The organism is Streptomyces rimosus subsp. rimosus (assembly GCF_000720725.1).
In the GTDB taxonomy this organism is placed as follows: domain Bacteria; phylum Actinomycetota; class Actinomycetes; order Streptomycetales; family Streptomycetaceae; genus Streptomyces; species Streptomyces rimosus_A.
This window is the reverse complement of record NZ_JOCQ01000170.1, coordinates 1-11,110: the sequence shown is the minus strand read 5'-3', so window position 1 is coordinate 11,110 and position 11,110 is coordinate 1. Positions and strand designations below refer to the sequence as shown.

Annotated in this window: 11 protein-coding genes; 4 read left to right on the top strand and 7 right to left on the bottom strand. The window is 73.3% G+C overall.

Annotated features, from left to right (window positions below):
* The first annotated feature begins 135 nt into the window (after window positions 1–135).
* Both IH45_RS0141235 and IH45_RS0141230 read left to right on the top strand, forming a co-directional pair.
* The gene (locus tag IH45_RS0141235; protein WP_030681738.1) at window positions 136–1,539 is read left to right on the top strand and encodes a Fic family protein; all 1,404 of its coding nucleotides are present in this window, start codon (window positions 136–138) and stop codon (window positions 1,537–1,539) included.
* A 126-nt stretch (window positions 1,540–1,665) separates the two neighbouring features.
* Complete coding sequence (locus tag IH45_RS0141230) at window positions 1,666–2,418, top strand: class I SAM-dependent methyltransferase (RefSeq protein WP_078898031.1); 753 nt, start codon at window positions 1,666–1,668, stop codon at window positions 2,416–2,418.
* A gap of 46 nt (window positions 2,419–2,464) precedes the next feature.
* Here IH45_RS0141230 and IH45_RS0141225 read toward each other — a convergent pair whose 3' ends face one another.
* Both IH45_RS0141225 and IH45_RS0141220 read right to left on the bottom strand, forming a co-directional pair.
* A complete protein-coding gene (locus tag IH45_RS0141225) occupies window positions 2,465–3,688 on the bottom strand; it encodes an ankyrin repeat domain-containing protein (RefSeq protein WP_050515558.1) in 1,224 nt (407 codons plus the stop codon).
* A gap of 19 nt (window positions 3,689–3,707) precedes the next feature.
* Window positions 3,708–4,121 carry a DUF5997 family protein gene (locus IH45_RS0141220; RefSeq protein WP_030681729.1) on the bottom strand — a complete coding sequence of 138 codons (414 nt, stop codon included), beginning with the start codon at window positions 4,119–4,121 and terminating at the stop codon, window positions 3,708–3,710.
* A 58-nt stretch (window positions 4,122–4,179) separates the two neighbouring features.
* On the opposite strand from IH45_RS0141220, the gene IH45_RS0141215 reads away from it, so the two are divergent.
* Window positions 4,180–4,965 carry a LysR family transcriptional regulator substrate-binding protein gene (locus tag IH45_RS0141215; RefSeq protein ID WP_078898029.1) on the top strand — a complete coding sequence of 262 codons (786 nt, stop codon included), beginning with the start codon at window positions 4,180–4,182 and terminating at the stop codon, window positions 4,963–4,965.
* A 13-nt stretch (window positions 4,966–4,978) separates the two neighbouring features.
* Here IH45_RS0141215 and IH45_RS0141210 read toward each other — a convergent pair whose 3' ends face one another.
* A complete protein-coding gene (locus tag IH45_RS0141210; protein WP_030681726.1) occupies window positions 4,979–5,623 on the bottom strand; it encodes a TetR/AcrR family transcriptional regulator in 645 nt (214 codons plus the stop codon).
* Between the two features lie 126 nt (window positions 5,624–5,749).
* On the opposite strand from IH45_RS0141210, the gene IH45_RS0141205 reads away from it, so the two are divergent.
* Window positions 5,750–6,862, top strand: coding sequence for an FAD-dependent oxidoreductase (locus IH45_RS0141205; protein WP_030681724.1), 1,113 nt, complete (start codon window positions 5,750–5,752; stop codon window positions 6,860–6,862).
* Between the two features lie 100 nt (window positions 6,863–6,962).
* Here IH45_RS0141205 and IH45_RS0141200 read toward each other — a convergent pair whose 3' ends face one another.
* The 4 genes from IH45_RS0141200 to IH45_RS0141185 all read right to left on the bottom strand — a co-directional run.
* A complete protein-coding gene (locus IH45_RS0141200; RefSeq protein ID WP_030681722.1) occupies window positions 6,963–7,637 on the bottom strand; it encodes a response regulator in 675 nt (224 codons plus the stop codon).
* Window positions 7,634–9,100, bottom strand: coding sequence for a sensor histidine kinase (locus IH45_RS0141195; RefSeq protein ID WP_050515557.1), 1,467 nt, complete (start codon window positions 9,098–9,100; stop codon window positions 7,634–7,636). The genes IH45_RS0141200 and IH45_RS0141195 overlap by 4 nt, the downstream gene beginning before the upstream one ends.
* Before the next feature lie 10 nt (window positions 9,101–9,110).
* Window positions 9,111–10,322: an acyltransferase family protein gene (locus IH45_RS0141190; protein WP_030681716.1), complete on the bottom strand. Its 1,212-nt coding sequence runs from the start codon at window positions 10,320–10,322 to the stop codon at window positions 9,111–9,113.
* Window positions 10,315–11,110 (bottom strand): alpha/beta hydrolase (locus tag IH45_RS0141185; protein ID WP_030681713.1); only part of this gene is annotated, 796 nt, incomplete at its 5' end. The genes IH45_RS0141185 and IH45_RS0141190, both read right to left, overlap by 8 nt.

The following is an 11,110-nucleotide window of genomic DNA, read 5'->3' as shown; positions in this document are numbered from 1 at the left end:
GGCCCCGACCCCGGCCCCCGACCCCCGACCCCCGACCGCACAGCGTCCCCTCACCGAGGACGCATAACCGCGTTCCGGACTCCGTATCACAGCACCCCATGATCGGCCGGCCGGCGGACATGGCAGGCTGACGCGGTGATTCCCGAACTGGTCCCGCTCTTTCTGACCTGGGACGAAGTGGACCCCGCCCGTCATCCCTTCGACAGCGCGTCGGCCGCGCAGGTGGTGCGCTCGCTGCCGCCGGCCCGGTGCGTTCCGCACCGCCCCGACCTTCCGGTTCACGACAGGACGCTGATCGCCTGGAGCCATGACGAGGGCAGGCTCTGGGCCGACGCCATGTCGTACGCGCTCGTCCGGCATTACGGTCCCTGGGCCATCGGCTGGCGCTGGTCGCACGACGAGGGGGACTTCGACGGAGGGCCGGTCGGGAGCTGGTGCTGCCCGCGGGACTCGATCAGCTCTCCGGAGGAGACGCTTGCCCGGGTCGTCACGGCGCTGTGCGAGTGGCGCGAGTGGCTGGAGACTCTTGTCGGGTGGTTCGAGCGGTACCCGTTGGAGCCGGCCGCGATCGAGGATCAGCGGATCCTGTGGGAGCGCGCCGCCCGCAATCTGATCCTCCAGGTGGCCGACCGCACCGGCCACGGCAGCGGCTGGCACGGGCACTGCGAGCAGGTGCTCACCTGGTTCCTCGGCTACTGGGGGTTCGCGCCCGACGTGGCGGAGGAGCTGGTCGAGCAGGCGGTCGGCGGACGGTTCGAGAGCTGGACCGCTCCCGGCCCGGTGCTGGTGGACGATGTCGCGGAGCGGCTCTCGCTGTCGCTGCGGCCGCAGGACGAGCCGTGGTCCGCCGGGCCCGCGCCGGATCACCTGGAACGCTGGCTGGCGATACGCGAGACCGTGCCGTGGCACGAGGGGCCGGACGGCGGCGGGGACGGACCGGTGATCCCGTCGCGCGACGGCGCGGCCGAGGACATCCGTTCCTTCGACGCCGCCGTGGACCCCGCCCGTGCCGAGGGCCTGCTGGCCGCCCTGGAGTCGCTGCGGACCGACGCGGCGCGCGGCGCCCCGCTCGACTTCGAACTGATCCGTGGCTGGCAGCAGCACGTCCTGGGCACGCCGCAGCCGCCGCCGTTCCGCAGCGCGCCCGCCTTCGCCAAGCGGGGCCGGGAACGTTACGGCATCGGCCCGGACACCCGCGCCCGCCTCGACGCCTGCCTGGCCGAGAGCGCGCCGGGCAGCGGGACCGGGCCCGAGGACGGGAGCGCGGCGAGCGGCGGGCGCCCCCTCTCCCTGGCCGCCCGCGCCGCACGTGCCTACCTGGACGTCTGCTTCTTCCACCCTTTCGACGACGGCAACGCCCGGTCCGCCTTTCTCACCCTGCTCTTCGTCCTCGCCCGCGAGGACGTCGCGCTCGACTCGGTGACCCTGGTGCGTCGCGTCGCCTTCCGGGCCGACGATCCACAGGACGCGCTGATCCTCGTCCGGTACATAGACGGCCACATCACAGAAACCCGGCAGCGCGCGCGAAGCACCCACTGAGCCCAGGGGAGAAGGTGGGTGTCGGGGCTCGGGGCAGCAACAAGTCCTGGCCCATTTTGCGGTTTCCGCAAAGAACTTTGCCGGCTCGCGGCGGGGAGCGGCAGATTGACCGCGGAGGTGGTCACGATGACCCAGCAATCCCGGCCCGCCACCGGCCCCGGCGCGACCGGCGGAGCCACCGGCCCCAGCGCCACCGGCGAAGCGACCGGCCCATCGGCCGGCCCGGCACCCCGTCGCACACTGTCGCCACGGCCGACCGGCCCTCTGAACGTACGAGAGAGCGCCCAGTCCTGGGACGCGATGTACAGCAGCCGCGACCAGGTTTTCAGCGGCGCGCCCAATCCCGTCCTCGTCACCGAGGTCAGCGGTCTACCGCCCGGGCAGGCGCTCGACGTCGGATGTGGTGAAGGCGCCGATGCCGTCTGGCTGGCCCGGCACGGATGGCAGGTCACCGCGGTCGACATTTCCCGGGTCGCTCTGCGGCGCGCCGCCGCCGCGGCCACGGATCTTGCCGACCGGGTGGCGTGGGCCCGCGCCGACCTGACCGCGACACCGCCCCCGGCCGACGCGTTCGACCTGGTGTCCGTCCAGTACTTCCCGCTCCGGCACGAGCCGGACCACACCGCGCTGCGCAACCTGCTGCGGGCCGTCGCCCTTGGCGGCACCCTGCTCTTCGTCAGCCATGACCTCAGCGGCCTGGCCCCACGCCCGGAAGACGGCTTCGACCCCGCCGACTACTACCAGCCGGACGACATGGCCCAGCTCCTGGGCCCCGACTGGACCATCCAGTCCAACGAAACCCGCGCCCGGACCACTCCGCCTCCCGCCGGCACGCACCACACCCACGACACGGTGCTGCGGGCGCGACGGGTGCGGTGAGGGGCCGCGGACATTTCCGTGCCCCCGCAGGCAGCCGCGGGCCGGATCAGTCCTCGCCGTTGCGATGCCGCCACACGTCGTAGAGAGTCCAGTGGTACGGCGAGTCCGGATCGGCGGCATCGAGGCCGTCCAGCACGTCATCGCCCCGCGGGTCGTCGCGCAGGGCCAGCCCGGCCGCGGCGGCCACCCGTACGGCCTCGTCCTCGTCGTCGAGGCATGCGGCGAGGGTGTCCGAGGCGACGCCCGCGTCCACGTGCGCCCAGCGGAGCACCCAGCAGGCTCCCGCACGCACCTGGGCGTCCATGTCCCGGGTGCGGGCTGCCGCGGCGGCCAGCGCCTCCGGAGTTCCCTGGGAGACCGCCCGGAACAGGCCGGAGACCGCACGGCGCCGGACTACGGCATCGGAGTGCCGGGTCAGCGCGAGCAGCGGTCCATCGGCCCGGTCGTCACAGGCGTCGGCCAGCCCGGCGGTGAGCTCCCGCATCACCCGCGGGTCCTTTTCCGACGTCACCCAGGGCAGGAGCACATCGACGAAGGGCCGGTCGAAGTGTTCGTCGTCGCTTTCGTCGAGGACGATCGCCATGCGGAGCACGCTCGCCCCGAAGCACCGCTCCAACGGGTCGGTACGCTCCCGCAGGGCGGCGGCCGCATCCCGGACGGCCGGGTCGTCACGCCGCTGGAGCGCACTGGAGGCGGCCCACCACACATCGTGCTCGACGTCCGGCTCGGCCACGGCACGGGACATCAGCGTCGCGAAGGCGGGGGTGATTCCGTACCGCGGCTCCAGTGAGGTCAGGATCGCGGAGTGCCCGGTCCGCACCGTGAGACCGCCCAGGGACAGCTCCTCCGCCATGTCCGGTCCCCGGCGGACGGTCCGCCGGGCGACCGGGCCCGGCGCGCCGGTCCTGCGGCGCAGTTCCGCCTCGGCGCCCGTCTCGTGCCAGTACCGGGCCAGGGCCAGGGCGTCCCGTCCGTCCGTGTCCCGGGGCGACAGCCGTGCCCCGCGCCAGATGAGCGCTTCCGTGATGTCGTACGCGCCACGGTCGATCGCGCGCAGCAAGGGCGTACGGCCGTCGTCCCCGACACGGTCCAGCCGGGCGGAGGGCAGGAGCACCTCGACGACCGGCAGATCGAACGCGTCCACCGCCAGACAGAGGACGGACGTCCCGGTCTCATCGGTGGCGTCGGGATCGGCGCCCGACTCCAGCAGCGCCTCGACGACCTTCGCATCCCCCTGGCGCACAGCCGCGACGAGCAGCTCCTCACCCACCCCCGGGCCCCGTGTCCTTTTACTCCCCGCCGTTCTCCCGCTCCGCCCGCTTCTCGCGCTCCTGCTTGTGCTTCTCCTTGATCCGCACGGTTTCCTTGCGGACCTCGGCCTGGGTGGCGCGTTCCTTCTGCAGCCACTCGGGGGACTCGGCCTTCAGGGCGTCGATCTGTTCCGTGGTGAGGGGCTCGGTGACTCCGCCGCGGGCGAGGCCCGAGATGGAGATGCCCAGCTTCGCGGCGACGACGGGGCGCGGGTGGGGGCCGTTCTGTCGCAGTTCCTGGAGCCACTGGGGCGGGTCGCTCTGCAGCGCGTTCAGCTCGGCGCGCGAGACGACACCCTCCTGGAATTCGGCGGGGGTGGCTTCGAGGTACACACCCAGCTTCTTCGCCGCGGTCGCGGGCTTCATCGTCTGGGTGTTCTGGTGCGACGTCATGATGTCAAGGGTATCGATCGTGTGCGCCACCTCTGACCACGACCGGTAACCTGGCGGAGTGACAGGCTCGGAAGAAACCCCTTCGTTCCGGCTCGCGTACGTCCCGGGGGTGACGCCCACGAAGTGGGTGCGTATCTGGAACGAGCGGCTGCCCGGCATCCCGCTGGAACTCGTCGCGACGCCTCCCGCCGAGGCGTACGACGTGCTGCGGGACGGCGGCGCCGACGCGGGTTTCGTACGGCTGCCGGTCGACCGTACGTACTTCAGCGCGATCCCCCTCTACACGGAGACGACCGTGGTCGTCGTCCCGAAGGACCACCTGTTCACGGCGGCCGACGAGATCACCACCGAGGAACTGGCCGACGAGATCGTGCTGCACCCCCTCGACGACACCCTCGGCTGGGAGCGCCCGCCGGGGCAGCCCGCGTTCGAGCGGCCCGCGACGACGGCGGACGCGATCGAGCTGGTGGCGGCGGGTATCGGCCTGCTGGTCGTCCCGCAGTCGCTGGCGCGGCTGTACCACCGCAAGGACCTCAAGTACCGGACGCTGACGGACGCGCCCCAGTCCCAGGTCGCCCTGGCCTGGCCGGAGGAGCGGACCACCGACCAGGTCGAGGACTTCATCGGCATCGTCCGCGGCCGTACGGTCAACAGCACGCGCGGACGCGCCCGGCCGGAGGCCACGGACCGGCAGGGCGCGAAGGACGGCGCCCGTCAGAAGGCCGCCGGCGGCAGGCCGAGGGCGGGCCAGGGCGCCCGGGGCACGCGCGGCGGCTCCGGCGCAGGCAAGCCCGGCAAGGCCGCCAAGCCCGCCCGGCGCGGCAAGCCCCGCCGCCGGTCGTAGGCGCGCCCGGCCGTCAGCGGTCCGGGTGGGCAGCCGCCCACCCCCGCTCCAGCAACCCGAAAACCTCCTCCGCGGCACGCTCCGGATCGGCCTGCCCGTGGACGAGTTCGCGGGACTCCAGGGCGAAGTGGGCCAGGGCGGCGCAGGTGACGTCGTCCTCGGGGGCGCCGATTTCCTGGGCGATGGCGCGGGCCACGGCGGCTTCGTGGCGCATCCACATGCGGTGGGAGTAGTCGCGCAGCGCGGGTGTCTCGCTCACCAGCCGCAGGAACGGGGCGAACTCCGGGTGGCCGGCGTGGCCGCCCGGGCGGATGACGTGGGCGCGCAGTGCCTGGGGGATCGACTGGCCGGGTGCCCGGTCGCGGACGGCGGCGACGAGGCCGGCCTCGATGTCGTCGTCCTGGTCGAAGACGAGCGCTTCCTTGCTGGCGAAGTGCTTGAACAGGGTGGTCACCGATACGTCGGCGGCGTCGGCGATCTCCTTGACGCCGACCTGTTCGTAACCGCGTTCGAGGAAGAGCCGCAGTGCGGCGTCGGCCAGGGCCTTGCGGGTCTGGGCCTTCTTGCGTTCACGGCGACCGACGGGTGCGCCGGTCCCGGCGGCAGCGCCGTTCCCGGCGGGGACGGGGATCTTGAAGGGCGGGGCGGATTCGGTCACGGACACACCCTACGGCAGGGTGCATCCGATGCGAAGGTTTAGTGATTGCGCTTTTTTAGTGGGTGTGCTTTTTTGGTGTGGCGCCGGACGGTCGGTCCGGCGTTCCGATCACCCCTGGGGGGACCCATGACACTCACCCGTGATGCCCGCGTCGCGATCGTCGGAGGCGGCCTCGGCGGCCTCGTCTGCGCCCGTGTGCTCCAGCTCCACGGCCGTTCCGTGACCGTCTTCGAACGCGAGGCGGATCTCGACGCCCGTCCGCAGGGCGGCTCCCTCGACCTGCACCCGGACACCGGGCAGGCGGCGCTCCGCGCGGCGGGCCTGCTCGACCGGTTCCACGAACTGTCCCGCCCCGAGGGGCAGGAGTGGCGGAAGGTGGACCACGCCACCGCGGCCGCCCAGGAACAGGAGTGGCCTCCCGGAGACGAAGGCGCGGGGGTGGAGGACCGCCCGGAGATCGACCGCGGGCAGCTGCGCGGACTGCTGCTGGACTCGCTCGCGCCGGGGACGGTCCGCTGGGGGCGCGCCGTCAGCGGGGCGCTGCCGCTCGGTGACGGCACCTGCCGCCTGACGTTCGCGGACGGTGCCACCGAGGACTTCGACCTGGTCGTCGGCGCCGACGGCGCGTGGTCGCGGGTGCGTCCGGCCGTCTCGGAGGCGCTGCCCGAGTACACCGGCGTCACCTTCGTCGAGACCGGCTTCGACGACAGCGACGTACGCCACCCCGAGCTGGCGAAGCTGGTGGGCCCGGGCACGCTGGTGGCGGAGTCCGGCTCGACGATGCTGTTCGCCCAGCGGAACAGCAACGGCCATATCCGCGCCTACGTGGCGTTCCGGGCCCCGCAGGACTGGCACACGGCCGCCGGGGTGGACCTGGACGACACGGCGGCGGTACGTACGTACCTCTCCGCGCGGCTCGACGGGTGGGCCGGAGGGCTGCGTTACGCCGTGCTCGACGGTGACCACGGTTTCGTCCACCGGCCCCTGTTCGCGCTGCCGGTACCGCACGTCTGGGAGCACGTTGCGGGCGTCACGCTGCTGGGCGACGCCGCGCACCTGATGCCGCCCCTCGGCGTGGGCGCCAACCACGCGCTGCTCGACGGTGCCGATCTGGCTCAGGCGCTGGTCACCGAGGAGCGGGTGGACGACGCTGTGCGGGCGTACGAGGAGCTGATGCTGCCCCGGTCCGCGGAGCTGGCCAAGAGGTGCGCGGAGGGGCTGCGGCACCTGGTGCCGTAGGCGGCGGAAGCCGCAGGCAGCAGGTACGCCGGGCAGCAGGTACGCCGCGCAGCGGGTACGCCGGGCAGCGGGTGACCGGCCGGCCGCCGGGCCGGGTCCGTCAGTAGCCGGCCGGCCGTACCAGCCCGGTTTCGTACGCGAAGACCGCCGCCTGGGTCCGGTCGCGCAAACCCAGTTTGACCAGGATGCGGCTCACATGGGTCTTGACGGTCTGCTCGGCCACCACCAGACGGCCGGCGATCTCCGCGTTCGACAGGCCCTGGGCGATCAGGGAGAGGACCTCGGTCTCGCGTTCCGTCAGCTCGCCGACGCGGTCCTTGAGGGGCGCCCGGGGCGCGGCGGTCATCCGGGAGAACTCGGCGATCAGGCGTTTGGTGATGTTCGGCGCAAGCAGCGCGTCGCCTGCCGCCACCACCCGGACCGCCTGGGCAAGTTCGGCGGCCGAGGCGTCCTTTAGCAGGAAGCCGGACGCGCCGGCGCGCAGCGCCTCGTACACGTACTCGTCCAGGTCGAAGGTTGTCAGGACGAGGACCTTGACGGCCGATCCGGCGGCCTCGGTGAGGCGGCGGGTGGCCTCGATGCCATCGAGGCCGGGCATGCGGATGTCCATCAGGACGACGTCGGGGGCGAGTTCGGCGGCCTTGTCGAGGGCGTCGAGCCCGTCCACCGCCTGGCCGGCCACCTCGATGCCGGGTTCGGCGTCGAGCAGCACCGTGAAGCCCTGCCGGACCATGACCTGGTCGTCGGCGATCAGCACGCGGATGGGGGTCGTCATGGGGTGGTGTCCTCGGAGGAGTCGGTGGGCGGGTGAGCGGACGGGGCGGGTCCCGGGGCGGGGGCTCCGGTGGGCAGGATGGCGGTGACTTCATAACCGCCGTCGGGTGTCGGGCCGGTGGCCAGTTCGCCGCCCAGCATGGCGGTACGTTCGCGCATGCCGAGCAGCCCGTGGCCGGCGCCCGGAGAGGGCGCGACGGGACGGTCCGGCGCGGTGTTGGTGACGCGGACGGTCAGGGCGGCCGATCGGTACGCGATCGCCACCGCGACGCGCGCGCCTGGCGCGTGCCGCATCGCGTTACTGAGCGCTTCCTGCACGATGCGGAACGCGGACAGTTCGACGCCCGGCGACAGCGGGCGCTGCCTCCCGGTGACGTCGGTGGTGACCGTCACCCCGGCGGCGCGGACGTTGCCGACCAGCTCGTCGAGCCGGTCGAGGGTGGGCTGCGGCGCGTGCGGGGCCGTGCCGTCCCCGGCGTACTCGGGGGCGCCGTACGCGGGTGCCTCCTCCGACCGCAGCACGCCCAGCACGCGGCGCAGTTCGGTCAGCGCCTCAACCGCGTTGGCGCGGATGCCCCCGAGGTTCTCCTTCAACGCGTCGGACGGGTTCTCGGCGAGGTGCGGGGCGACCTGCGCCTGGATGGAGATCACGGACATGTGGTGGGCGACCACGTCGTGCAGTTCGCGGGCGATGCGGTTGCGCTCCTCCAGGAGGGCGCGGCGGGCCCGTTCCTCCTCGGTGATCCCTTCCTGGACGACCAGTTCGGTACGGGCCACCTGGCGGCCTCGGAGGGCGGCGCCGACCACCACCGCGATGGTGAGGACGGCTGTGGAGAGGCCGATGGCAGAGACCTGGAGCGGAGCCCCGAACCGTACTGCTCCGGCCCCGCACATCAGGCCGACGAGCACGGTGACCACCAATGCCCCGGCTGCCGCGCGGAAGCGGTGCCGCAGCGCCAGCAGGAGGAGCACCCCGCCCTGTGTGGCGAGCCCGGCACCCGTCCAGGGATACAGCCCGCCCCGGTCGACCAGGGATTCCATGATCGCCGTGGGCCCACCACTCGGCCACGGGTGCCGCCCCTCCCGTACGGCCGCGAGTTCCATGACCACCACGACGGCGATCATCACCGCCATCGCCATCCACCAGGCCGCCACCGGCCGGAACGCCGCCACGACGAGCGCCAGTGACTGGGCGCCGCCGAGGAGCAGGGCCAGTTGCATCCCGCTGCCGCGGAAGACGCCGAAGGCCAGGTTGTTCACGGTGACGATCATGAGGAGCAGCGCTCCCAGCCCCAACACCAGCACAATCGCCGGCTGCCAGATCAACCACCCCGGCCGCTCCCCCGGCGGCGGCCCGACGGCCCCCGACACCAGGTCCTCGCGCAGCGCGCGCGGCAGTCCCTTCACGGCTGCGGCCAGCCGCTTCCTCGCCCGCGCACGGGCGCTCGCCCCGTTCTCCCCCACAAGCTGCACCTTAAGCACCGTGCACCATCTCCTCCCGGGCGGGCCGCCCTTCGTGTACGAACGTCGTTCCGGACGGCTTCCGTCGCTCGTACGTCTCGTGCGTCTCGTACGTACGGAAGGCCGCCCAGCAGATCAGGAGCGCCACCGCGAACACCGGCAGCCAGGCGAGCCGGGCCAGCACCCAGACGGCGCCGTCGGGTTCGGTGTGCAGGCCGGGCAGCGGGCGCCCCGTGAGCAGGCCGGTCGCGGTGACCGCCATCAGCGCGGTCTGATGCCACAGGAAGACGGTCATCGCGGAGAGGTTGAGCAGCGCGACCGCCGCCCAGGCCGCGGGCCGTGCGAGGAGCCGCCGCAGCGGGTCGCGCAGCAGCAGGGCCGCTCCGCACTGGGCGAGGCCGAACGTGACGGCGGCCAGGGTCGGCGGGTTGAGGTTGGAGACGGCGGCGCCCGGTACGCCGACCATCGAGGCCGGGTAACCGGCGTACCCGACGAGGAGCGCGGTGGCGGCCGCTCCCCCGGCCAGCAGCGCCCAGCCGGTCGCACGGCCCCGCAGCCCGCCCCGCGCCCACAGCGCGCCGAGGCAGTACGGGACCAGCCAGCCCGCCGCCACGTTGATCCAGCCGAGCGCGTCCGGCCCGCCGAGCCCGTACCGGACGATGTCGACGTGCAGGACCACCGCCAGTGGCCACAGCGGATGCACCTTCGCGACCAGCGGAGTGACCGCCGTGAGCGCCGTGAGGACGAGCAGGAACCACAGCGGCGACCAGACCAGCTTGAGCAGGGTCCGTACGGTCGCCAGGTCCGTCCCCGAGGCGAGCAGCGCGCCCGCCACCACGGCCCACAGCGCCAGCAGGGCGACGACCGGCCGGCAGAACCGGGCGATACGGCTGCCGAGCCACCGCCCGTACGAGACGCCCCGGGCGCGGGCCGCCGCATGGCTCCGCGCCGCCACGTGTCCGCCGACGAGGAAGAACACCGCCAGGGTCTGGAAGAGCCAGGAGACGGGCGCCAGTTGAGGCAAGCGCCGGAGAGGGCTGGCACCGCGTACGGTTCCGCTGTCGGCGACCAGCGCGGTCACCAGCCAGTGCCCGAACACGACGCCGAGGATGGCGGCGGCCCGGAGGGCGTCGACGGCGCGGTCGCGGCCGGGCGGGGTGGCGGCGTCGATCCGCCGGGCGAGGTGGCGCAGTTCGGGCCGCCGGAGAGCCGGGCTCCTACGCATGGCCGCGCGCCCCTGCGTACTCCCCCACCACGATGCGCGCCATATTGCGCAGCGGCACCGAGCCGGCCTTCAGATAATCCCCGTGACCACCGGCACCGGCGTCGAAAGGCCGGGCGCCGAACGCGCCCGATACCGGGTCCGTCCCGAATCCGAGGGTCGCGAACGGGAGGCGGAGCCGCACGTGCGGCACGTGGGCAACCCAGTCCCCGGCGCTCCGGCCCGCCCAGACGGTGGCCCGGGTGTGCAGATCGCGGACGCTGTCCACACCGGTGCCGGGGCTGCCGTACAGGATGATGTCGGCGACCTGGAGACCCGCGGCGGCACGGGCGCAGACGGCCGAGCCGTACGAGTGGCACAGCAGCGAGACGCGGGCGGCGGGCTTGGCGGCCGTCAACTCCTCTAAGAAGGCGACCAGTTGGGGTGACGCCGCTTCGGCGAGCGCCGGGGTCAGGATGTCCGGACTCACGATGCTCGGCGTCCCGTAGCCGAGCCAGGCGACGACGGCCGACCGGCCGCCCAGCTCCCGTTGCAGCGCCACGGCGTCGGAGCGGAAGCGCCCGTACGTGTCGAGGCTGGTGTCCGAGCCCGGTACGAGGACGGCGATGCGCTCGGCCCGCGCCAGATCGCCGACGACTTCGGCGGTCCGGCCGCCGTCCCGGCCGTCGAAGGAGAGGAACTGCCGCGCCGGCGCCGCCATGGCGCGCAGCGTGGCGGCACGCGCCCGGTCGCCGTGGCGCGCCGCCGCCCGCTCGGCCGCCAGGATGCCGTCGCGGCCGGCGGCGTAGCGC